This window comes from Pseudomonas sp. UMAB-08 (genome assembly GCF_900095225.1).
Classification (GTDB): Bacteria; Pseudomonadota; Gammaproteobacteria; order Pseudomonadales; family Pseudomonadaceae; genus Aquipseudomonas.
The window spans coordinates 84,145-104,988 of record NZ_LT607428.1 but is presented as its reverse complement, the minus strand read 5'-3'; the positions used below and the strand labels follow the sequence as shown (position 1 = coordinate 104,988).

Here is a 20,844-nt window from a genome sequence, read left to right as displayed (position 1 = left end):
CTTGTAAGTCTTGATTACGCGCTCTTCGACGCCGGAGACCTTGATGAATTTGGCCTCATCTACCCATGGGTAGGCGTTTGGCTCGCCGTGCTTGCCGCCGCCGCTCATCTCACAAAAGGCGAGAGCACGACCATCGGGCAGGATGAAGGCCTTCACATCGACCTCGTAGTTGCGCTCCCAACTGTAGTGGCACCAAGACGGAACTCCGTGGGCGTCCACTGCGCTGTAACGCACCTCGTTCACCGCATCATCGTGCGAGCTCTCATCGTAAAGCTGATCCAGATCCTCGCCGGACATGGACGCCAAATCTTCAAGCGTAACGAGGCCATTTGGCGCATCTCGCAGGCTATCGTACTTGTAGTTGAAAGCATCGATTCCGTGATGCATCACCAGCAGCTTGGCCATCTGGCTTGCAGTGAGCGTGCTCAGTGAGTGGTGGATGTTTGCATCGAGCATAGGGGTTCCTTACCGCTATAGCGGCTGACTTTGAAGTGGGGGAGGGTTACTTGGTGTTGAGGCGGGTTACTTCGTCGAGACAAGCGTTCCAGCCAAGCTCTTCAAAATAGCTTTTTACATCCTGGCTTTCGTCATAGTAATCAGCGCGCTTTCGTTCTGGCAGCGCCACCGCTACCGGCGCTGGGTTTGCAGTCATCAACTGTGAAAGTTTGGCCCTGATCCGTTCACGGTCAGCCCACAAAGCCCATTCACAATGAAACTCTTCCCGGTCGGGCTCAGGGTTTAGGCTTGGGACAATTCGATCTACTGCATCTTGGGTATCCATTCGCAGCGCCTGATCTTTGCCTCCTGCCTTGGAAAGCTCCACGACCTGGCTCAAGGCCTGAGCCCTGATGGCGCTGAAAGCCTTCTCGTACTGCTGCGAAAGCACCGACCGGACGACCAGCCAATGCCCGCTTGGCGTGCCGTCAGCATTCGATAAATTGACCTGTCGCCCCTCTTCCGCCTCCTGCTTCACGTAGAAATCTCGGGGCTGCATACTTTTCTCCGGTCGAAAAAAAGCCCCGCACTTGGCGAGGCTCTTGATTAGCGTTTCAGTTACAGGCAGTCAGCCCTGCCCAACTCTTCGAATTTTCCAGCGCGCTGGACCTTCACAATGTCGACCACCTTGACCATCTTGGCTGGCGCCTTGCGTTCAGATGCGACTGCGCATACATACATGGCCAGGCCTTTTCGATCAGTGCCGTCATCAATGGCACCAACATAGAGGTTGTCTTTGCTCATCCAGATGGCGTCTTTAATTGTTTTTTTCTCAGATGCGATCAGGTATTTGACCAAATCCCTCTGGTTTTGCGACGTTGCTGGGGCCGCAGCGTAAGCACTGCCAGCCAGCAAGGCTCCGATCAGTAACAAATAGCGCATCCGGTATCCCTCCCATTCAATAGCGGCAATCTACCACTATCGAGGAGGGACGACCAAAACCCTGCTGAGGTGAGGTCTTTTCCTTACCTTGCCCAAACAGCGAAACCACGCTGGATGAAAGTCCAGTAGCCCGTACCCAAAAGACATAGTAGCTTCCGGCCTTCATCTGCCCAAGGAATGGCCATGCCCAGCAATCGCTTCATCACCATTGACGTTGAAACCGCTAATTCTTGGTTTGGCTCAATCTGCCAAGTCGGCGTCGTCGTATTTACTGATGGCCAGATCACAGATGAGTGGGAGACGCTAGTCGACCCTAATGATGATTTTGACGGCTTCAACATGCGAATCCATGGCATCACGCCAGAGATGGTAATCGGCAAGCCCGCATTTTCCGATGCATTCGCGAGAGTCACCTCATTAGTCGGCCAAGATCTGGTGGCCAGCTACGGACATTTCGACCGGTCGGCGTTCAGTCAGGCGTGTGAGCTTCATCAGATATCTCGCATGGGTAATCCTTGGCTCAACATTCATCCCGTTGTGAGGCGCGCATGGCCCGACATGTACGCGGACGGTGGCTTCGGCCTCAACCCAGTCTGTAAGTATTTAGGCATTACCCTTTCTCGCCATCACAATGCAATTGATGATGCCCGAGCAGCCGGAATGATTCTGTTGAGGGCGGCAGAGGTGACTGGAATATCACCTGCCGAGTGGCTGGCCAGGAACAAGCGACCGGTTCGACTTCCAGGCGCACCTATCATTAACACCGACGGGCCGCTCATAGGTGAGAGCATCGCCTTTACTGGCGCCCTCGAAATGCCGCGTCAGCACGCTCAAGACCTTGCCGCTTCGATCGGGTGCTCACTTTCCAATACTGTTACCAAGAAAACCACAATTCTAGTTGTGGGGGATCAGGATCTGACCAGATTTGCCGGGAAGGAAAAAAGCAGCAAGCACATCAAGGCCGAGGCGCTGATTGCCGGAGGTCAATATCTTCGGATTATTGGGGAATCTGATTTCGTTGCAATGGTCGCTCTTGATGAGGCCGACCACAGCTAATGCAAAAAGCCCAGCGCGAGGGCTGGGCTTGACTGTCCTATTCTTGCGGGTTAAGAGCTGTCAGGCGGGCCCACGAACGCATCAAACCATCGGCTCGTGCGAAAAATCGAGAATGTAGCGGCCAGCATGGACATCACTGCGTAGATAAAGATCCCGAAGCCTATGAACCACGCGGCTCCCCGCCCGTAAGGCATTACGTCATAGTACCAAGCTGGTAGCCCGTCGACCGAAAAGAACGATGCTTTTGCGAGAAACGCATATAGCAAAGCGACTACTTGCACTACTACAAAATGCACAAACGCCGCAATCATCTGGATAAATGGGGACGGCTCTTTATCGGTACCGCCGGCAATAGCAGCGCTGAATTTCGAGTCCATACCTAAGAACACCGCTAGCCCTGCCAGCGTAAAGCCTAGCATAGTGGGAACAGCGGAAATAACTAGATCCCACCAGCCCGACTCAGACCAAATACGATAACTTAGAGCACACACAAGTATCGACACGCCAAAATAAAGCGACGTTAATACCGCCCTTAGGCCACCGTAAACACGCCAGTATGACGCCCACAGCTTCCAGGTTCCGACATACGATTGCTTTATATCTTTCAGCATATCAAAGTACCTGACGTATGCTCCGCGCGACTTCTACCAGCACCGAGCGCTCCGACTGTATGTCTGGATTATAACTCGCCGGTTCGGTAAGAGGCAGATTTTCGGTTGATTGCGTAACAATCTCGTTACTATCATTTCGACCTTTTACTACTACCTTGCCGTTCGAGGCGGCTACCAGTGCGAGCCCTTTAAGTTCGGCGTCCGGCTGCAGGCCAACTGAGTCAGCAGCAACGTACGCCAAGATTTCCTTCTTCGCGTTTATTCTCCGTAGGCGCTCTTGAACCTGGGCATCTAGACCAGCATGATCATCAGGATTAGGCCTGTTGATTTCCATATCAATACGAGAAATTCTTGGCATCAAAAACAACTTCTCAGACGATCCGACCTGCGGCTCAACCGTCACCGCAAAATTCCCGAAGCTGGCCAGCGCCTCAGACATAGACGCGCCTTCAAAAAACTTTTTCAACAATGCAGGCGACAGCGTATCCGTGCTTGATTTGGAAACGTAAAAAAATCTGTGCCCTTCAGGAAAAAATACAAACTGATACTTTTTAAAGTGCGGCCTCAAATCATCAGGTATGACTACACCATCAACATCCGCTTTAGTTGCTATAGAGTTTCTTTTTACGTTATACCAGTCTGCAGAAGCATCCAAGTTTAAATACTTATGAATCTCTCCAACATATGCATCGCCATCTTCATCCTTCAGGAACGATCCGATGCAAAGAGCATCATCACCCCTGACCTTTATGGCAATCTTCATATCGTTTAACGTGGAGAGAAAATCAACATACTTCTTAGGGGTATGCGGATGGAGAACAAGATTCAAGCAACTTACGGATATTTTCTTATCTCGCCCATGAGCGCCTTCGGTTTCCACATTATTCTGCTTGCCTGCCATCCTTCAGTCCTTACATGCGCAATTGTTCGATGTCCGTATACGTGCACGGGCGCAAAGCATGTCAGAAATGATGTCAAAATGCATCCTTCAGATCAGCTGCGGCCCTCCCTGCCGCCTACATCCAGTTATGGTGATTATCACCACAATTGAATCGAATGAACCAAGCCTAGCACCAGCCTGGGCTTTTTCACTTTCACGAGCACAGGAAACCACAAAGCCCACATCAGCGGGCTTTTGTTTGCCTACGCATGTAGACGCTTAAGGTGGTTGCCCAGATCATTAACACCGTAATTAACAACCCAGCCATCATTGAATGCGGCCAATGGGCCGCCATGACCGTCTGAGTCAACCAAGCGGCCCCTAGCCACCTGGAAGATTGGTCCTCCAGGGGTGAGCGGCATGCCCACTCCATTGATAAGAAAAGCGATAGGCGCCTCGTCTGCAGCCTTTTTGAACACGCCCCAGCGGCCCTGCAAATACGTTTGGCTCATGTCAATTTCCTGTTGGAATCATCAAGACCGCAGAGTGCTTCAGGATGCCCGTCTGGGCAAGCGTCTGTAATGCATATTGCCAGGATGACTAATTGCCAGCCGCAAAAATCCCAGCGCTGCCGGTGACCGTAACCAATTTCTTGCGAATGCTTGCGCAAGTCCCACCATGGGACTATATTCTCTCCATGAGAATTATCGCCATCAGCCACCTCAAAGCCTTCTGGGAGAAATACCCGGATTCCGAGCAGCAGTTACGCGCATGGGCTGACGAGGCGAAAAAGGCAAGCTGGACCAGTCCTGAAGTAATAAAGGCACAGTTCGGCAATGCCAGCATCCTCAAAAGCCGCCGCGTCGTCTTCAACATCAAAGGCAATGATTACCGCCTAGTGGTAGCCATCGCCTACCAATACGGCGCCGCGTATATCAAGTTTGTCGGGACTCACCAGCAGTACGACAAGATCGACGCAAACGCCGTGGAAATGGAGTAACCATCATGAATATTCGTCCAATCCGCACCGATGAAGAATACCGAGCAGCCCTGAAAGAGATTTCTCCGTTGTTCGAGCAGGAGCCTGAGCCAGGCACCGCCGAGGGAGACTCGTTCGAAGTCATGATCACTTTGATCGAGGCTTACGAGGCGAAGAACTTCCCGATCGATTTGCCTGATCCGATAGAGGCGATCAAGTTCAGGATGGAGCAATCAGGGCTGACCGCTGCCGATCTTGCTCCCGCCATTGGCAAGACCAATCGCGTCTATGAGGTTCTGAATCGTAAGCGCTCGCTGACTCTACCCATGATCTGGAAGCTTCACGACATGTTCGGAATTCCGGCAGAGAGCTTGATAAAGCCGGTGAAGGCGGCCTAATTCAGCCGCCTCACCCCTCACTCATCACCCGGCACTGAATCGCATCCATCTTCATCAGTGCCCTTGCCTCTTCCGGCTCAAGCTGGCGATCCATCATGCGCGTCCACGCTTCCATTTCCTGCCACGTCAGCGGATCGCTGGTGCGCTTGCATTCCCAGAACAGACCGGCCAAGTAAGCCATGCCCTCGGGCATCGCTGGAATATCCAGCTCCCGAGGCTTGTGGCCGGTCATGTTCCAGACTTGCGTCAAGTGGTCACGAAGTGTTGATCCAGACCCTTTGATCGGCTTCGTCAGCCGCAGCTCTCCCTCCCAGTAGCTTAAGAGGCTTTCGAGTCTTGAGCGAAAAAACGCGAACGGTTACTCGCGAGCAATTCGATTTCTTGCGACAGGCCAGGGTTCTGGGCGAGCAGTTCCGACACAGCCTCTTTGGAGAATGGAGTGTCGAACGACCAGCCGGTAACCAGCGAAGAGCGGTACTTGATGGTGTTAACGGTATTGATGTCGTACACCTCATCATCCGACATCTTCGACTCGTCACGGTCACGGACTTCGCGGCCAAGCTCAAGCAGGCGACGGCGCGCGGCAGGAGCATCAGCGCCAATGACGATAAGGTAATGCTCGGTCTCCGTGCCGTCCGGCAGGGTCAGCGGGAGCTTCTTACCTGCTTCAAGAGCTGGCAGGGCGAAGAAGTCAGCCAGAGCGAAGGTTTTGATTTCAGCAACGTCTTTGATCTTGGTAGCCATTCGGTGAATCTCCAGGCAAAAATAAACCCGCTCGGTGGCGGGGTTCTGTGGGTGTTCTTGGTGTAATTAGTGCAGCTGAAGCATCGGCTGGATCTCAGCCTCAAGGCGCGCCCGTTCGGCGCCAATGCCTGGGATCTCGCGCTTACGCTCCAGCATCACGGCATACGCTCTCGGCGCCAAAGTGATGTTTAACCACAACAACTATGAAGCGCTGGTGGCGAATACTGGCCGTAACCCGGAAACGGATAAGGTCACTCCCGTCGTGTGGCTGAATCTAGGCCCAACTAACCGCTGGAAGATGTTCAATAAGCGCCAAGGCACCACATGGATGATTGGCAGCTTCACGACCAACCCTGAAAGCATCGACCTGACAATCCGGCCTGCTGCGCGAATCAATTCATTCGGACTGGTCGGTGTCATGGCGTCAACTGTTCGCGTAGTGATGACCGTTCCCGGAACAGCTACTCCCATCTACGACAAGACATTCAATATGTCGAGCAAGGCGGGCGGTAGTTGGTATCAGTATTACTTCGGAGAGTTCGTCACCAAGGACAACGTCGCTCAGTTCGATCTTCCGGCATTCAATAATGCAGATATTCGCTTTCTCATCAGTGCACCGGGTGGCACCGCACAAGTAGGCATGCTGGTGCTCGGGATGGCCAAGACTATTGGTGTCGCTGTTTATGGTACCGGTCTCGGCAGCGAGAGTTATTCCCACGTCAAGCAAGATGATTTCGGGAATATCAATGTCGTGCCGGGTGGCGAACGGCGATACGTTGATTTCAGCGTGGTGATGACTGGTGATCAAGTTTCCAGCGCACTGCGAACACTTAACCTGCTCAAAGACACGGCTGCTCTCTACATCGGAAGTGAAGACCTCGACTACACCATCATTGTGGGTCGCTTCGACAGGCTCGCCATGGGCCTTCCAACATACGACCGCGCCGAATACACCCTCGAAGTAAGGAGCCTCAACTAATGGCAGTATCCACGACACCTCCGCTGCTGACACCGCTTCCACCTGCACCGCTGCCAACTGATGCCGAGGCGGTATTTGACGCCAAGGCAGGGGCATCGCTCACCGCTCAGGCGGCCATGGTTGCAGAGGTCAATGCTTCGCTGACGTGGCAGGCTGGCGCTACGGCCGATACGAAGGGCTATAAGGATGCAGCCGCAACGTCGGCAGGCACTGCCGCCGACTCAGCCACCTTGGCAGGGCAGAAGGTTGGCCTGGCGGCTGATCAGGTTGTGCTGGCCGTCACCGCCCGCCAAGCCGCGCAAGCTGCGCTAGCGTCAACTGTGGTTGTTGCTGCTGCTGCGCAGTCCGCCGCTGGTTTACCGTCGTTAGTAGGTCACGGCGGGCAAGCCCTTTGCGTAAAGCTGGACGAAACGGGCGTTGAATTTAAATCACTAAGCCAGGCCATTGGCGACGTACTGGAAACCACCCGCACTCCGGATGCTACGTATTTGCTCCAGGACACTATCTATAGCCGGGCGGCTTATCCTGACTTGTTCGCAATCGTCGGAACAATTGGTGTCAACAGGGACATTTCCAACGTTGCCGTATCGACAAGCCCGAACGGTACGGGTGCATTGTATTGCGCGCAGGCCGGGCTAAATGAGGTGATCTTGCTAGGGGGGAAAAAACCTGGTGCCGCCGATAATGCAGCAGGGTCTATAGTTTATAGGAGCGCGGATGGCGGGACCACTTGGGCGTCGGTGCCGTCACTGGCCGACATTGTAGGCCCGATTGTAGCTCTCCAAACTGATGGAAATGGGGTGTGGCTGGCGGCTGGGTATTGGGGGGCGCTTTACCGGAGTACCGATAATGGGATGACCTTCGCCCCGGTGCCCGGCTCGCCATGGTCATCTTTTTGGTATTCAACCCCCATAGTTTCAATCACAACCAATGGCCTAGGTAAGTGGGTTGTAGCCGGTTATGGTAACCAGGGCAGTGGCTCGCCAAGCGCCGGCATTCTAACCTCTACTGACAACGGGGCAAACTTTACTAATAGCACCAGAACCGGGTTCTACACATTTGCAGGGGTTAATTTATCAGGTGTTGTCTATACCAATGCTACAGCGGGTGCTGCAACCGCGAGCGGTATTGAGGTTTCTACTAACGGCACCACATGGGCTTCCCTAGGCGCTGGCGATGGTTTAGACAATATTTCCGGCCTGATGCTGGCAGGTAATAGGCTTATATATATTAAGGCCGGCGCTCTTTACACCATCGAAAGTTATAGTAAAAGCTGGAGTATGATTTTAGGTGGAGTTCAACAGGCATACATTGCGGCAGACGGTACTATTTATGCCTACACTGCTAGTACAGGTACGCTTTCTAGAAGTTTAGATAATGGCATTGCGTGGGAGCAAGAGGTAATAAGTATGGCGCCTTACTTCAGCACGTCACCAATGAAAACATCAGCCGGAACATACTTATCGATATTGGCTAAGGGGGTTGCTGGTATCGTAAAAGCGACTCGCCAATATAACTACGACGTCGCCACCCAGTTTAAAACCCCTGCCCACAAAACCTCAAAAGGCTACAAGGCCTATATCAAGGGTAAGCTCGCATGATTCTTTATCAGTGGGATGAACAAGGCTTTTTCGTCGGTAGTGTAGAAGTTGAAGACACCGCACCAATGCCCGAACGAAGCACGCCAACCACGCCAATGGTCATGACCGGAACACAGGTAGCGCAGTGGCAGGGCGTTTGGGTGAAGCTGGCTGCCCGTCCGGTTACGCCAGATCCTCAGCCGATGCCTGACCCTGTTCCCGACTTGCCAATCCTGATCGCTGACCGGCGCTACACCGCTGAAACATCAGGGACAACCGTTGAAGGTATGCCCATTGATACCTCTCGCGATAGCCAGTCGATGCTCACGGGCGCAGCATTAGCTGCCTCGCTTGACCCAGGCTACTCCGTCCAGTGGAAGACGACGGCAGGCTTCGTCACGCTGACCTCCTCGCAAATCCTTGGTGTCGCATCAGCAGTGCGGGCGCACGTGCAGGCGTGCTTTAACCGGGAGGCCGCATTGCTGGCCGCGGTGGCTGATGGGTCGATTACGGCGGTGATGGTGGAGGAGGGGTGGCCAAGCAGACTCTATGATACGACTGCCAAAAGCGACGTCCTATCGGGCGGAGCAAAGTGACAGACATTCGCAGTATGACTTTCAGTTTTCGACTAGATATAGTGGCCTTATGACTCCAAAAAGGAAGGGCGCTGAATGCCTCGCAAAGCAATTGGGAAAACGGTCACACGATTAAGCCGGTCTGAGATTCGCAGCGATGAAACATTCGCAAAGAAAAAATATCAGTTTCTTGCGTCTCTGAAATACACCAACGTTACCTCGGTGCTGCTTCCGGGCGATGACAAGCCTACGGATTTCATCGAATTTACATTCGCCTCGCTGAAGAAGCTGCTCAAGCAGCATGAGCAAAACGCGATAGCCGCTATAGAAGCCGCTGAGGCGCAAGAGAGGCTCGCGAGCAAGAAACTTCGCAGCGCCTCAACAAAATTGGCAAAGGCGGATGTGGCTCTCAAGAAATCTAAGGAAGCGGCTCAGCAACTTAGGGAAAGGGCAGAGGCTCTAGAGCTGGTCAAAATGGAGCGAGAGGAGCAGATCTCAGAGCTACAGGAAAAACTGCAGAGCTTGATGGATGAAGAGAGTCTCTTGCAGCAAAACTATAATCGATTGCTTAAAAATATTGATGAGGAGCCAGAGCAGACGCATCGCCCTAACGGCCTTCAAAGCCCAGATTGGAGCGGCATAACCAATCGTAAGCCGGTGCCGGGCGGTTATAAAACGGGCAAACGTGGCTGATGAATTAGGCGACAGGAATATTCGGAGAGCTACTCTTCTTTCCCAATGAGATCACGGTTTCAGCTACACAGCAGCCCGCCACGCGCGGGCTTTTTTTCGTCTATGCATCAGAAAAGCGAAACCCCGGAGGTTGGCCCTTCCGGGGTTTCTGCGCCCTCCAAGTCAGGCCTGCTGGACGTAAGCCGATGTTATCAACCTAACAGTAGATTTCACCATATTGACGACTCCAGATTTCAGCCATATGCCCGCCGTGTGCGGGCTTTTTTTCGCCTCAAGGAAACCGACATGACCATCGCGCGCGGACTCAGAAATAATAATCCAGGCAACATCGACTATAACCCGCGCAATGACTGGCAGGGCCAGTTGCCGCCAGACCCAGCTATCGAGAAACGCTTCGCTCGTTTCGATTCGCCTGAGAACGGCATTCGCGCTCTGGCCAAGCTACTGATCAACTATCGCGGCAAGGACGGCATGCCCGGCATCGGCCTCAAGGGCATCGACACCGTGCGCGAGACGATCAACCGCTGGGCGCCCTCCGTGGAGAACGATACCGAGGCGTACATCAAGGCCGTTTCCGTCGCGGCCGGTGTCCTGCCAAACGAGCAGATCGATATTCGGGACAGGCGCATTTTGCTGGGTGTCGTGACGGCGATTATCAAGCATGAGAATGGCAGCATGCCTTACACACCGGCTGTTGTTTCTGAAGGCGTGCGGAGGGCGCTGGCATGAAGCTAATCCTGATCGTATGCCTGCTCACCCTGTCCGGCTGCACTGTCGTGTCCGCCACCAGCTCAGCCGTGGATGCTTACTGCGCGATCCCCAACCCTGCGCGGCATGCCAATCGTATCCTGGTCAACGCCACCATTGCGCCGAACTCGGTCGCCATCACCTGCGCTGACGAGGTGGTCGCTCATGACTAAAGGTCAATTCCTCGACCCGCTGATCTTGCGCGCCTACGCCAAAGGGGAATGGGTGCTGATGACCGACTTCCGGTATCAGTCCATTGACGGAACTATTTACACCGCCCCCAAGTGGTTTGTGACCGATCTGGCGTCAACCCCGTGGATTGTCACGCCACTGCTGATGGGCATCGAAGACCGGGCCTGTGGCGTCATTCATGATTTCGCGTACTGCTCCAACGAACTTCCCCGTGAAGTCTGCGATGCCTTGTTCTTCGAAATGCTGCTGGCCATGGATGCCGACAAGCGCCGCGCTGGCCTGATGTATGCCGGTCTGCGGGTTGGTGGTGGCAGTCGGTACAAGGCCTGCTCGGGCGGGATGAAGGTTGAAGACCTGGCCTTTGAGCTGATGCCCGATAACGACAGGGCCTATTGGACGAGGCGGCTTTCGGTGACGCATGAGGCTGTGGCGGTATAAAGGAGAGGGGTTGTGTTCGGTCGGCAAGTCAGAGATCGCATGCTAATTTTTCGCGCCTACATTGTTGGTCGTAAAAATTAGCACGACCTCAATTCATGTAGGAAAACCGGAATAGGCTTCACGGCTGCTCAAGATGTGGTGGCCTGGCTCGAGATGGACGGTTATGAGCTACGCTGATTTGAGGATCAATCCATGCAGAAGGAGAGGCAATGGAGCGGCGCCTTATCTGGATCTGGCTGATAGTACTACTGACTACTTTTTGGGTCGCGGCCGTGACGATGGTCATCTATGCGATGGTTGAATAAGCAAAGCCCCGAAGTTTCGCGACTTCAGGGCTTCTATTTTCGCCTCCATCCCTTAATGGGTGGCGAACGTGGGCGGGATATTACCAGTGGCACAGGGCCGGTTCACTACTGCTATGTGGGGATTGTGTTCGGTCGGCAGGACGCCGGGGGAGGGAGGTTGCTGAAATGTTGCTGAGAGATGCACGATTCGACATGAATCCACATCAACTTTCAGCAACATTCAAACTCCAGATACAGAAAGACCCGCGCTGGGCGGGCCTTTCGGTGCTTCGTTTGGTGGAGCCGGGGGGATTTGAACCCCCGTCCGCCAGTACTCCGCTTTCGGGACTACATGCTTAGCCGTGTCTATTAAGTTAACCCTCAGCGGCCCGACGGGCAGGGTGCATTGGGCGAGCTGTGTAATTTTTAGCCGATTCGTCCACAACATACTGCACGGCGATTCTGTTCTATATGACAATCACTTCGGGTTTACAGACATCCCCTAGTGATTGCTGGCGCCGAAGCGACCAGGAGGGAAGGGCTAAGGCTGCTTACGCAGCGAGAGCGTATTCCCCGTAGGTTTCGTCATTGGCAACTATAAGAAGTTGCAACAGTGGATTTACGAGTTCTGTTACCAACTCGGCATGCCCCTAGAGTTTCGCGACCGGCGTCGAATCCTAATCGGCCCCAATTACAACTGCTCTAGCAGTCAAGTGGTGAGTCTACCTCAATGCAGGGAGGACGTCGACTTTCTCTCAGGCGACGGGGTGAAACAGGCCAGCCCCAGGGCTGGCCTTGGCAATGCTTTTACCTGTCCTCACCCTTGTCGGCCTCTTCCAGCGCCTTTTCGGTCAGCTCGATGCATTTTTTATTGTCGCCAGCCGCTTTTGCGGCCATGGCTTCCTTTTGCGCTTCCTTGAGGTTCATCAGGGTGTCGTCGCCCATGTCGGTCGCGCCGGTGGTCAGGTCATCTTTGATCTGCTGCAGATTGGCGTCGCACAGATCATCAGCGGCAAATACCGGGGAAGCCAACAGGGCGGCGGTGAGGAACAATCCAGTGAGTGCAGTGCGCTTCATGTGTGTCTCCTTAGCCTGTGGACTCGGGATGGACGGTCTATGAGGCCGATGGCCCGAGCGCTGTGGTAAGCCCGGATCACTTCTGGGGAGGGCTTGAATAGATTGACTCTGGCGTAACGCAGGGGTTCTATTTTTTCTTGAGCAGCCTGTGAAAAAGCCATTCTTGCGACGTCTGGCGTCCTGACGGGGCGTGTAGGCCCCGTCAGGGAGGTTTTACGCCGACTTGGCTTGAGTCACTCGATCCACCAGATAAACCAGTCCGTGGTAATCGATACCGCCGTGTTGCGACAGGCCGATTTCACAGGTCCGGCTGGTGGAAATGCCTTCGTTGCAGTACTGCACCGCGTCTTTCAAGGTGCGCAATGAATGCGCGTTCAGTTCCGGCGTAGTGAAGCCCCTGTCACCGGCAAAACCGCAGCAGTGGATGCCTTCGGGTATCACCACATTCTGGCTGCACAGGCGCGCCAGTTCGATCAAGGCCTGACTCTCGCCCAAGTGTTGGGTGCTGCAGGTGACGTGCACCGCGATAGCTTCCTGCTGGGGAGTGAAGTGCAGCTTGTCCAGCAGGTGAGTGCGGATAAAGCGCACCGGGTCGTACAGGTCCAGGCGCGTGTCTTTCAGATCCTGAACCAGGCGCAGGGTGCATGGGCTGGTGTCGCAATAGATCGGGTCGAGACCGCCGCGACTGGCCTTGATCAAGGCCGCGAGCAGTTCCTGGCGTTTGTCCTCGGCTTGCTCGTTGTAGCCTTTTGAGGCAAAGGGTTGCCCGCAGCACAGGCTGTCCTGATTGTCGGGGAAGACCACCTGATAACCGGCCTTCTCCAGTAGACCGCGGGTTTTGTCCAGCAGCGACATCTGTTCGCGGTCGCTTGCAGCTGGGCCCATGACGCGTGATACACACGCTGCCAGGTACACCACACGTGGGCGCTGATCATCGATCGGTGGGCTGAAACGAATGGCCCGCTCCGGCTGCGGCATGGCGGCGGTCCACTGCGGCACGCGACCTGACGACGCCTTGCTCAACGCTGCGGAGATTTTGGCCAGGCGTGGTGCGCCCAAGAGCATCCGCGCACCGTTGGCCACGTGCAGCGTGAAGCGCGCACCTTGCAGCGCGGTCTTGAAATTATGGGCCAGCCAGTCCGCAGTTTTGCCATGGGTCGCTTCGCGGCTGCGCAGTTTCTTCACCAGTTCGCCGGTATTGATCCCGACCGGGCAACGTTGCGCACACAGCCCTGTCGCGGCACAGGTGTCGATGCCTTGATAGTGGTAGTCGCGCTCCAGATCAGTGGTGTCGATGCCCGCGCGTTTTTTCGCCTGGATATCGCGCCAGATCACGATGCGTTGTCGTGGGCTCAGCGTCAGCCCTTTGGACGGACAGACCGGCTCGCAAAACCCGCACTCGATGCATTTGTCGACGATCTCATCGGCGGCGGGCAGTGGCTTTAGGTGTTTCAAATGGATCTGCGGATCGGTGCTGAGCACTACGTCCGGGTTAAGGATGCCGTTAGGATCAAGCAGCCGTTTGAGTTGCCACATCAGTTGGTAGGCATCGCTGCCCCATTCCAGCTCGACAAACGGCGCCATGTTGCGTCCAGTGCCGTGCTCGGCTTTCAATGAGCCGCCGAACTCTACGGCCACCAGTTGCGTGACGTCGTCCATGAACGCTTGATAACGGGCGACTTGCGAAGGGCTGTCGAACCCCTGAGTGAACACAAAGTGCAGGTTGCCTTCCAGCGCGTGGCCGAACAGGATCGCTTCGTCGTAGTGATGTTTGTCGAACAGCGCGATCAGTCGACGCACGCCAATCGCCAGTTGTTCGACCGGGAATGTAACGTCCTCGATGATCACTGTGGTACCGGTTTTACGCACGGCGCCAACGGCGGGGAAAGTGTCTTTGCGAATCGCCCAGAGACGGGCGTTTTCCACGGGGTCTTCGGTAAAGTCGACCTGCTTCTCCACCGAGAATGAGGCCAGCGAGGCCATGATCTGCGCGAGCTGCTCATGCAGTAATGCCTGGGAGGCGGCGCGGGATTCGATCAGCAGGGCGCAGGCGTTTTCCGATAATTCGCGGACAAAGGCAGGCATGCCTGGTTTGTCCTGCACCGACCGCATGCTGCGCCGGTCCAGCAATTCGACTGCTGCAACCGGTTGGCTTTTCAGGACGGTGACGGCGGTGCAGCAGGTTTCCACATCGGGGAACACGATCAGCGCCGATGCTTTGTACGGGTGGTCGATGACGGTGTCGTAAGTGACCGCGCTGATAAAACCGAGGGTGCCTTCGGAGCCGACCAGCAAGTGGCTGAGGATATCCAGTGGCTCATCGAAATCCACCAGGGCATTGAGTGACAGGCCGGTGGTGTTTTTCAGGCGGTATTTGTGGCGAATTTTTGCGGCCAGCGTGCTGTTGGCACGTGTCTCGCGGCCGAGTCGGGCCAGTTGTTCCAGCAGGTCGGCGTGGCTGTCGCGAAACGCGGCGACGCTGGCGGAGTCTTCGGTGTCCAGGCGGGTGCCGTCAGCCAATACCAGTCGAATCCCGGCGAGTGTGTGATAGGTGTTCTGCGCGGTGCCACAGCACATGCCGCTGGAGTTGTTGGCGACGATGCCGCCGATTTTGCAGGCGTTGATCGACGCCGGGTCCGGGCCGATCTTGCGCCCGAACGGTGCCAGCCAGGCATTCGCCTGAGCACCAATGACCCCCGGTTGCAGGCGGATCTGCGTGCCCTGACCGCGAATCTCTCTGCCGTTCCAGTTGTCGCCGAGCACGATCAGCACTGAATCGCTGATGGCCTGGCCGGACAAGCTGGTGCCCGCAGCGCGAAACGTCACCGGTACGCTTTCAGCTTGAGCCAGCTTGAGCAGCGCGACCACTTCGTCTTCGGACTCGACGCGTATCACCAGTTTCGGGATCAGCCGGTAGAAGCTTGCATCAGTGCCGAAGGCCAGGGTTGAAAGCGGGTCGTCGAAGCGTCTGTTCTTGGGAATCAGTCGCTCGGCTTCGCGCAGGAATACAGCGGGCAGGCTCATGCATCCTCCAGAATCAGTACCACCAGATCTTTCGGGCCGTGGGCGCCGTAGGCCAGGATCTGTTCAATGTCAGCGGTTTTTGACGGGCCGGACACCAGCAGTGCATTGGTCGGCATGCCGGCTGCCCATTTCTGATTTTGCTGAACCTGATAAAAGTTGTCGTAGATTTCGCTGGCCTTGAGCAGGGCGAAGTGCACGGGCGGCACCAGACTCATCAGGCGCGGTTCTTCGCGGGTCGGCCATAGAATCAGGCTGCCGGTGGCAGCAATGGCGCCCAGGGTGGTGGTGAAACTGGCGGGGGTGTCGTCGAACAGCTCGGTTTTCCACGCCTCCACCGGACGGTCATAGGCCTTGAGCGACGGTAACTCGGGGTGCACGGTCCAATGCTCGCTGACGCGCCGACCGTGGGGCGTGCTCGGGGCAATCAACAGGCTCGGCAATTGGCGGTCATGCACCAATTGTCCGAGCAGTTCCGGCCAGCCCTGTTCGGTGCTGAGATGGATTTCGGTGTGCACGGCTTCCATCAGTTTGCGCAACTGCGCGAGCCGTTGTTCGGGGGCGTAACTCCACGGGGTGGTCACCAGCTCTTCGTCGAAGTTGTCGGTGATCGGCGTGGCACCGGTCAGGCTGTGGCGCAGTTTGTTGAGGATGTTTTGCTTGGCGCTCATCGCTTGGCTCCCGGTTGCTTCTCTATCGACTGATTCTCTGTCGACTGCTTGGCCAAATGTTCACGGGCCAGCTCATGCAGCGAGCGGGCTGCCGGTTTCGGTGCGCTGTGATTCTGCGTCCACGGGCCGATGCTGCTTGGGGTCAAATTGCGCAGGCGGGTCGCGAAAAAGCCGAACACGCGGTACAGCGCCGGCGAGCTATTGAGGCGCGACCAGGCATTCCAGATAAAGCGTTCTGTGCGTGAGTATTTGCTGCCTTGGCCGCGCATGGCTTTGTTCGGCGCGTCCGGCGATTTAACGTTTTCTTCTCGCAGGCGACGCAACAGGGCCGGGATTGGAATTTTCACCGGGCAGACTTCGCCGCAGGCGCCGCACAACGACGAAGCGCTGGGGTGGTCCGGGACTTTGTTCAGACCGACCATGTGTGGGGTGATGATTTTACCGATAGGGCCTGGGTACACCTCGCCATAGGCATGGCCGCCGATGCGGGTATAGACCGGGCAGTGGTTCATGCAGGCGCCGCAGCGGATGCAGTTCAGGGTCTGGCGCAGTTCACTGTCGGCGAACGCCTGGCTGCGACCGTTATCGAGCAGCACCAGGTGCACTTCTTGCGGGCCATCCAGTTCATCGGCCTTGCGTGGGCCGGAGATCATGTTGACGTACGTGGTGATGGGGATGCCCAGCGCCGAGCGGGTCAACAGCGACAGCAGTGGGACGGTGTCACGCAGGTTCTCGACGACTTTTTCGATGCCGGTCACGGCGATATGCACCGGCGGAACCGTCGTGCACATGCGGCCGTTGCCTTCGTTTTCGACCAGCAACAGGGTGCCGGTTTCAGCCACGGCGAAGTTGACACCGGAGACGCCGATGTCGGCTTCGAAGAATTTTTGGCGCAGCACTTTGCGACCGATCTGGATCAGTTTGTCGACGTCTTTGGTGTAGTCCACGCCCAGTTTTTCGTGGAACAAGGTGCCCACCTGGCCGGCGTTTTTGTGAATCGCCGGCATGATGATGTGCGACGGCTTCTCATGGTCGAGCTGGACGATGTATTCGCCCATGTCCGATTCCAGGCATTCGACGTTACGGTCTGCGAGGAAATCATTCATTTCCATTTCTTCGCTGACCATCGACTTGCCCTTGATCACTTGCCGGGCTTCATGAGCCTCGACGATCGAGAGGACAATGTCATTGGCTTCTTCTACCGTTTCCGCCCAATGCACCTTCACGCCATTACGGGTCAGGTTTCGTTCAAGTTGCTCAAGCAAATCGGGCAGCTTGGACAGGGCGCGCGCCCGAATCGCATTGCCCAGGGTGCGCAGACGTTCACGCTCGTCGGCATCGCTGAACGCGGCCGCGCGCTTGGTCATCAGCGAATCCATGGCGGTGCGGAAGTTGTTGCGCAGTTGGCTGTCGCCCAAGGCTTTGTGGGCTCGGGCGCGGAAGTCTTCGTGTACCTCAACGGTGGGGATCAGTGTTTGCGTGCTCATTGTCCACCTCCGGTGCGTTGCCACAGGAAACTGGCCACGTGTTGGCCGCGTAGCGATTCCCGTTGTTTCTCCAGCGAGCCGTTGATGTTCATCAAGCAGCCGCAGTCGGCGGTCACTACCTGATGCGCGCCCGACTCTTTTAACGCTCGCGTCTTGTCCGCGACCATGGCCCCGGAAATATCCGGCATGCGCACGCTGAACGTCCCGCCAAAACCGCAGCATTCACTTTCGTGACTGTGGTCTACCCGCTCGACGTTGCTCATCTGGGACAACAGTTCCCGGACGTGCAAGTGCGTGTTCATTTCCCGGCGTGCCGAGCAGGACGTATGCAGCGCCACCTTGATCGGTGCTCCACTGTCCTGGAGCTTCACTTTGCACACGAACAGCAGAAACTCCGCCAGTTCATAGGTGCGGGCGGCCAGGGCATGAACCTGCTTCAAGGTTTCCGGCTCGTCCTTGAACAAGTCCGGGTAGTGCTCGCGCAGCATGCCGGCGCATGAGCCGGAAGGTACGACCACCGGGTAATCACCCGAGAACAATGCCAGTTGCGCCCGCGCGACTTCACGCGCCTGATCGGTGTAACCGGAGGTGTAGGCCGGTTGCCCGCAGCAGCTTTGCCCTTGGGGGAATTCGACCCGAATGCCTTCGCGTTCGAGCAGGTGAATCGCGTCCATGCCGGCTTCCGGGTAAAACAGGTCGACCACGCAGGTGCCGAACAGGTAGACCCGCTCAGGTTTTACGTCAGGGTAGTGCCGTGGTTCGGCCTGTGGCGGTGCGACGCGGGTCGCATTAGGTACGGCGTTGTAATAGAGCTCGCTCATCAGGCGTTTCTCCGGGTGGTCCCGGTTATCCGTCCAGCGCCGCGGTCGAAAGATGCATCGTCTTAGCTTTCAACCGCTTTGCAGACCCGGTCATGAATGGTTGACGCCGGGGATTAGCCCGGCGCCAGGTCGTTGCGGGTGTGGATGCTGTTAGTGAACCAGCATGCCGGTGAACCAATAAGCCTGAGCCAGGGTGATGCAGCCGACGATGGTGGCAAAGAACAGACTGTGTTTGAGGGTGAAGCGGAACAGGTCGGATTCTTTGCCCACCAGGCCAGTGGCGGCGCAGGCAACAGCAATCGACTGCGGTGAAATCATTTTGCCGGTCACGCCACCGGTGGAGTTAGCAGCCACCATCAGCACATCGCTAACACCGACCTGGTGCGCGGTCGTTGCCTGCAATGAGCCAAACAGCGCGTTGGAGGAGGTATCGGAGCCTGTCAGGAACACACCCAGCCAGCCAAGGAACGGCGAGAAGAACGGGAACGCAGCGCCCGTGGATGCCAGAACCAGTGCCAGCGTGGTGGACATGCCGGAGAAGTTCATCACGAAGGCGAACGCCAACACCATGCCAATGGACACGATGGCCCAGCGCAGTTCAAAGAGGGTTTCTTTGAAAGTGGTCAGACCGGTTTTGACCCCGATTCGCAACACCAGCATCGACAGCAATGCGGAGATCAGAATCGCGGAGCCGGAGGCGGCGATCAGGTCGAACTTGAACACGGCTGGCATGGCGGTCTGGTTGGCGACGATAGGCGCGACCTTGAACACCAGTTGGTCCAGATGCGGGATGGCAAAGTTCATGGTCCATGCCTGCATCGCACCACCGGCGGCGAACATTGCCTTGAACGGCTTAAGCGTCCAGATGGTGACGATGACGGTCAGAATCAGGAAGGGTGACCACGCTTTGAAAATCTGGCCCAAGGTGTATTCAGACTTGATCGACGTGCGTGGCAGACCGAAGCCGCCAGCGCTGGCGACTACTGGGCCAGTCGGGGTAGCACCGGCCATTTGCGCGCCAGCGGTACGTTTAGGCTGCCAGACTTTGAGGAACAGAGTCAGGGCAATCAGGCTGAGCAGCGCCGAAGTGATGTCCGGCAGTTCAGGGCCGATGAAGTTCGAAGTAAGGAACTGGCTGGCGGCGAAGGTAAAACCTGCGACCAGAGCGGCTGGCCAGGTTTCCTTGACGCCACGCATGCCGTCCATCATGAACACCAGCCAGAACGGTACGAACAGCGACAGCAACGGCAATTGACGGCCGGCCATGGCGCCGATCTTGAACGCGTCGATCCCCGAAACCTGGCCCGCCACGATGATCGGAATACCCAATGCGCCGAAAGCGACTGGGGCCGTGTTGGCAATCAGGCACAACCCGGCGGCATAGAGCGGGTTGAATCCCAGGCCCACCAGCAATGCTGCAGTAATCGCCACTGGCGCACCGAAACCTGCCGCACCTTCAAGGAAGGCGCCAAAGCAGAAGGCGATCAGCAACACTTGCAGGCGCGGGTCGTCGGTGATGGTCAGGACCGAGCTGCGGATAATCTCGAACTGACCACTTTTAACCGTCAGTTTGTAGAGGAATACCGCTGCGATGATGATCCAGGCAATCGGCCAGACGCCATAGGCGAACCCGTATCCGGCGGCCGCAACGGCCATATCAGCTGGCATTTTGAAGGCGAAGATCGCTATCAGTACCGATAACAGCAGCGTAATGGTGCCTGCAACATGACCCTTTAGCCGGAACACAGCCAAGGCCATGAAGAAAAACACGATGGGAATAACTGCGGCGATAGCGGAGAAGCCAAGGCTGCCGAGTGGGGTATAGAACTGTTGCCAGGTTTGCATATGGGGTGGCCCCTAATTGTTGTTGGTCAGGCCCGATGTTCCGTATCGCAAGATCGCAGCTCGTTGTCGACGGCCCGCACGCTACATCGTGGTCGTCGAATCGAGGCTGACGAACAAGTCGCACAGCTCACCAGCTCAAGCCTTTCGCTATGACGAGAGGTCTTGCGGCGTCGTGGATAGTGGCCACTGAACGCCGGCATTGGATAATTGGTAATACCAATTTACAATGTCTGGACGCTAGGTTAAAAGCCTAGCTATTGGTGTGTCAATTTGCCCTTCTAATACTTTCGTCGATTTGCGAAAAAAATTGCATTGATGTGGCATTTGCAGCTGAACCTGAAGGGTGTCGGCGCGGCGGCAATCGGCGAGAATAGGCGGTCCCGACAGAT

Annotated in this window: 24 protein-coding genes and 1 other RNA gene; 10 read left to right on the top strand and 15 right to left on the bottom strand. The window is 56.1% G+C overall.

Annotated features, from left to right (window positions below; translation table 11 throughout):
• The 3 genes from K0F75_RS20925 to K0F75_RS20915 form a co-directional block, all read right to left on the bottom strand.
• Positions 1-456 (bottom strand): hypothetical protein (locus K0F75_RS20925; RefSeq protein ID WP_219063873.1); only part of this gene is annotated, 456 nt, incomplete at its 3' end.
• 46 nt (positions 457-502) lie between these two features.
• Positions 503-994, bottom strand: coding sequence for a hypothetical protein (locus K0F75_RS20920; protein WP_219063872.1), 492 nt, complete (start codon positions 992-994; stop codon positions 503-505).
• 59 nt (positions 995-1,053) lie between these two features.
• Complete coding sequence (locus tag K0F75_RS20915) at positions 1,054-1,377, bottom strand: hypothetical protein (RefSeq protein ID WP_219063871.1); 324 nt, start codon at positions 1,375-1,377, stop codon at positions 1,054-1,056.
• Between the two features lie 183 nt (positions 1,378-1,560).
• Here K0F75_RS20915 and K0F75_RS20910 point away from each other — a divergent pair, with 183 nt between their 5' ends.
• Entirely contained in the window at positions 1,561-2,433 is an 873-nt protein-coding gene (locus K0F75_RS20910) for an exonuclease domain-containing protein (protein WP_219063870.1), read from the top strand.
• A gap of 50 nt (positions 2,434-2,483) precedes the next feature.
• On the opposite strand, the gene K0F75_RS20905 is transcribed toward K0F75_RS20910, so the two are convergent.
• The 3 genes from K0F75_RS20905 to K0F75_RS20895 all read right to left on the bottom strand — a co-directional run bounded on the left by K0F75_RS20905 (position 2,484) and on the right by K0F75_RS20895 (position 4,436).
• Positions 2,484-3,044, bottom strand: a complete 561-nt coding sequence (locus K0F75_RS20905) for a hypothetical protein (protein WP_219063869.1) — start codon at positions 3,042-3,044, stop codon at positions 2,484-2,486.
• Between the two features lies 1 nt (position 3,045).
• A complete protein-coding gene (locus K0F75_RS20900; protein WP_219063868.1) occupies positions 3,046-3,945 on the bottom strand; it encodes a DUF4747 family protein in 900 nt (299 codons plus the stop codon).
• A 242-nt stretch (positions 3,946-4,187) separates the two neighbouring features.
• The gene (locus K0F75_RS20895; RefSeq protein WP_219063867.1) at positions 4,188-4,436 is read right to left on the bottom strand and encodes a hypothetical protein; all 249 of its coding nucleotides are present in this window, start codon (positions 4,434-4,436) and stop codon (positions 4,188-4,190) included.
• Between the two features lie 185 nt (positions 4,437-4,621).
• Between K0F75_RS20895 and K0F75_RS20890 the strand changes: the two genes are divergently transcribed.
• Positions 4,622-4,924, top strand: a complete 303-nt coding sequence (locus K0F75_RS20890; protein WP_219063878.1) for a type II toxin-antitoxin system HigB family toxin — start codon at positions 4,622-4,624, stop codon at positions 4,922-4,924.
• Between the two features lie 5 nt (positions 4,925-4,929).
• Entirely contained in the window at positions 4,930-5,301 is a 372-nt protein-coding gene (locus tag K0F75_RS20885) for a type II toxin-antitoxin system HigA family antitoxin (RefSeq protein WP_219063866.1), read from the top strand.
• 10 nt (positions 5,302-5,311) lie between these two features.
• Here the strand turns inward: K0F75_RS20885 and K0F75_RS20880 are convergent, their stop codons facing one another.
• Both K0F75_RS20880 and K0F75_RS20875 read right to left on the bottom strand, forming a co-directional pair.
• Positions 5,312-5,533, bottom strand: coding sequence for a hypothetical protein (locus tag K0F75_RS20880; RefSeq protein WP_219063865.1), 222 nt, complete (start codon positions 5,531-5,533; stop codon positions 5,312-5,314).
• A gap of 86 nt (positions 5,534-5,619) precedes the next feature.
• Positions 5,620-6,045 carry a phage tail assembly chaperone gene (locus tag K0F75_RS20875; RefSeq protein ID WP_219063864.1) on the bottom strand — a complete coding sequence of 142 codons (426 nt, stop codon included), beginning with the start codon at positions 6,043-6,045 and terminating at the stop codon, positions 5,620-5,622.
• A 184-nt stretch (positions 6,046-6,229) separates the two neighbouring features.
• Here K0F75_RS20875 and K0F75_RS20870 point away from each other — a divergent pair, with 184 nt between their 5' ends.
• The 7 genes from K0F75_RS20870 (at position 6,230) to K0F75_RS20840 (ending at position 11,249) form a co-directional block, all read left to right on the top strand.
• Complete coding sequence (locus K0F75_RS20870) at positions 6,230-7,024, top strand: hypothetical protein (RefSeq protein WP_219063863.1); 795 nt, start codon at positions 6,230-6,232, stop codon at positions 7,022-7,024.
• The gene (locus K0F75_RS20865) at positions 7,024-8,625 is read left to right on the top strand and encodes a hypothetical protein (protein ID WP_219063862.1); all 1,602 of its coding nucleotides are present in this window, start codon (positions 7,024-7,026) and stop codon (positions 8,623-8,625) included. The genes K0F75_RS20870 and K0F75_RS20865 overlap by 1 nt, the downstream gene beginning before the upstream one ends.
• Positions 8,622-9,200, top strand: coding sequence for a DUF4376 domain-containing protein (locus K0F75_RS20860; protein WP_257604456.1), 579 nt, complete (start codon positions 8,622-8,624; stop codon positions 9,198-9,200). Before K0F75_RS20865 ends, K0F75_RS20860 begins: the two co-directional genes overlap by 4 nt.
• A 75-nt stretch (positions 9,201-9,275) precedes the next feature.
• Positions 9,276-9,872, top strand: coding sequence for a hypothetical protein (locus K0F75_RS20855; RefSeq protein WP_219063861.1), 597 nt, complete (start codon positions 9,276-9,278; stop codon positions 9,870-9,872).
• Positions 9,873-10,157: 285 nt separating this feature from the next.
• Positions 10,158-10,601, top strand: coding sequence for a structural protein P5 (locus K0F75_RS20850; RefSeq protein WP_219063860.1), 444 nt, complete (start codon positions 10,158-10,160; stop codon positions 10,599-10,601).
• Positions 10,598-10,792, top strand: a complete 195-nt coding sequence (locus K0F75_RS20845) for a hypothetical protein (protein WP_219063859.1) — start codon at positions 10,598-10,600, stop codon at positions 10,790-10,792. Before K0F75_RS20850 ends, K0F75_RS20845 begins: the two co-directional genes overlap by 4 nt.
• Positions 10,785-11,249, top strand: coding sequence for a DUF1353 domain-containing protein (locus K0F75_RS20840; protein WP_219063858.1), 465 nt, complete (start codon positions 10,785-10,787; stop codon positions 11,247-11,249). The genes K0F75_RS20845 and K0F75_RS20840 overlap by 8 nt, the downstream gene beginning before the upstream one ends.
• A gap of 579 nt (positions 11,250-11,828) precedes the next feature.
• On the opposite strand, the gene ssrA is transcribed toward K0F75_RS20840, so the two are convergent.
• The 7 genes from ssrA to K0F75_RS20805 all read right to left on the bottom strand — a co-directional run bounded on the left by ssrA (position 11,829) and on the right by K0F75_RS20805 (position 20,455).
• Positions 11,829-12,222, bottom strand: a transfer-messenger RNA (tmRNA) gene (ssrA, locus tag K0F75_RS20835).
• A 118-nt stretch (positions 12,223-12,340) separates the two neighbouring features.
• Positions 12,341-12,610 carry a hypothetical protein gene (locus K0F75_RS20830; RefSeq protein ID WP_219063857.1) on the bottom strand — a complete coding sequence of 90 codons (270 nt, stop codon included), beginning with the start codon at positions 12,608-12,610 and terminating at the stop codon, positions 12,341-12,343.
• Positions 12,611-12,823: 213 nt separating this feature from the next.
• The gene (locus K0F75_RS20825) at positions 12,824-15,634 is read right to left on the bottom strand and encodes an FAD-binding and (Fe-S)-binding domain-containing protein (RefSeq protein ID WP_219063856.1); all 2,811 of its coding nucleotides are present in this window, start codon (positions 15,632-15,634) and stop codon (positions 12,824-12,826) included.
• Positions 15,631-16,302: a lactate utilization protein gene (locus K0F75_RS20820; RefSeq protein ID WP_219063855.1), complete on the bottom strand. Its 672-nt coding sequence runs from the start codon at positions 16,300-16,302 to the stop codon at positions 15,631-15,633. Before K0F75_RS20820 ends, K0F75_RS20825 begins: the two co-directional genes overlap by 4 nt.
• On the bottom strand, positions 16,299-17,789 hold the full coding sequence (locus K0F75_RS20815; RefSeq protein ID WP_219063854.1) for a LutB/LldF family L-lactate oxidation iron-sulfur protein: 1,491 nt from the start codon (positions 17,787-17,789) through the stop codon (positions 16,299-16,301). The genes K0F75_RS20820 and K0F75_RS20815 overlap by 4 nt, the downstream gene beginning before the upstream one ends.
• Complete coding sequence (locus K0F75_RS20810) at positions 17,786-18,610, bottom strand: (Fe-S)-binding protein (RefSeq protein ID WP_219063853.1); 825 nt, start codon at positions 18,608-18,610, stop codon at positions 17,786-17,788. Before K0F75_RS20810 ends, K0F75_RS20815 begins: the two co-directional genes overlap by 4 nt.
• A gap of 150 nt (positions 18,611-18,760) precedes the next feature.
• Complete coding sequence (locus K0F75_RS20805) at positions 18,761-20,455, bottom strand: lactate permease LctP family transporter (protein ID WP_219063852.1); 1,695 nt, start codon at positions 20,453-20,455, stop codon at positions 18,761-18,763.
• Positions 20,456-20,844 lie beyond the last annotated feature (389 nt).

Excerpts from the sequence above, each read along its gene's own strand:
- K0F75_RS20870 (WP_219063863.1), top strand. The coding sequence starts at position 6,230 with ATGTTTAACCACAACAACTATGAAGCGCTGGTGGCGAATACTGGCCGT.
- K0F75_RS20880 (WP_219063865.1), bottom strand. The coding sequence starts at position 5,533 with ATGACCGGCCACAAGCCTCGGGAGCTGGATATTCCAGCGATGCCCGAG.
- K0F75_RS20850 (WP_219063860.1), top strand. The coding sequence starts at position 10,158 with ATGACCATCGCGCGCGGACTCAGAAATAATAATCCAGGCAACATCGAC.
- K0F75_RS20905 (WP_219063869.1), bottom strand. The coding sequence starts at position 3,044 with ATGCTGAAAGATATAAAGCAATCGTATGTCGGAACCTGGAAGCTGTGG.
- K0F75_RS20840 (WP_219063858.1), top strand. The coding sequence starts at position 10,785 with ATGACTAAAGGTCAATTCCTCGACCCGCTGATCTTGCGCGCCTACGCC.
- K0F75_RS20915 (WP_219063871.1), bottom strand. The coding sequence starts at position 1,377 with ATGCGCTATTTGTTACTGATCGGAGCCTTGCTGGCTGGCAGTGCTTAC.
- K0F75_RS20890 (WP_219063878.1), top strand. The coding sequence starts at position 4,622 with ATGAGAATTATCGCCATCAGCCACCTCAAAGCCTTCTGGGAGAAATAC.
- K0F75_RS20845 (WP_219063859.1), top strand. The coding sequence starts at position 10,598 with ATGAAGCTAATCCTGATCGTATGCCTGCTCACCCTGTCCGGCTGCACT.
- K0F75_RS20910 (WP_219063870.1), top strand. The coding sequence starts at position 1,561 with ATGCCCAGCAATCGCTTCATCACCATTGACGTTGAAACCGCTAATTCT.
- K0F75_RS20815 (WP_219063854.1), bottom strand. The coding sequence starts at position 17,789 with ATGAGCACGCAAACACTGATCCCCACCGTTGAGGTACACGAAGACTTC.
- K0F75_RS20810 (WP_219063853.1), bottom strand. The coding sequence starts at position 18,610 with ATGAGCGAGCTCTATTACAACGCCGTACCTAATGCGACCCGCGTCGCA.
- K0F75_RS20900 (WP_219063868.1), bottom strand. The coding sequence starts at position 3,945 with ATGGCAGGCAAGCAGAATAATGTGGAAACCGAAGGCGCTCATGGGCGA.
- K0F75_RS20805 (WP_219063852.1), bottom strand. The coding sequence starts at position 20,455 with ATGCAAACCTGGCAACAGTTCTATACCCCACTCGGCAGCCTTGGCTTC.
- K0F75_RS20875 (WP_219063864.1), bottom strand. The coding sequence starts at position 6,045 with ATGGCTACCAAGATCAAAGACGTTGCTGAAATCAAAACCTTCGCTCTG.
- K0F75_RS20895 (WP_219063867.1), bottom strand. The coding sequence starts at position 4,436 with ATGAGCCAAACGTATTTGCAGGGCCGCTGGGGCGTGTTCAAAAAGGCT.
- K0F75_RS20865 (WP_219063862.1), top strand. The coding sequence starts at position 7,024 with ATGGCAGTATCCACGACACCTCCGCTGCTGACACCGCTTCCACCTGCA.
- K0F75_RS20830 (WP_219063857.1), bottom strand. The coding sequence starts at position 12,610 with ATGAAGCGCACTGCACTCACTGGATTGTTCCTCACCGCCGCCCTGTTG.
- K0F75_RS20820 (WP_219063855.1), bottom strand. The coding sequence starts at position 16,302 with ATGAGCGCCAAGCAAAACATCCTCAACAAACTGCGCCACAGCCTGACC.
- K0F75_RS20885 (WP_219063866.1), top strand. The coding sequence starts at position 4,930 with ATGAATATTCGTCCAATCCGCACCGATGAAGAATACCGAGCAGCCCTG.
- K0F75_RS20920 (WP_219063872.1), bottom strand. The coding sequence starts at position 994 with ATGCAGCCCCGAGATTTCTACGTGAAGCAGGAGGCGGAAGAGGGGCGA.
- K0F75_RS20825 (WP_219063856.1), bottom strand. The coding sequence starts at position 15,634 with ATGAGCCTGCCCGCTGTATTCCTGCGCGAAGCCGAGCGACTGATTCCC.
- K0F75_RS20855 (WP_219063861.1), top strand. The coding sequence starts at position 9,276 with ATGCCTCGCAAAGCAATTGGGAAAACGGTCACACGATTAAGCCGGTCT.
- K0F75_RS20860 (WP_257604456.1), top strand. The coding sequence starts at position 8,622 with ATGATTCTTTATCAGTGGGATGAACAAGGCTTTTTCGTCGGTAGTGTA.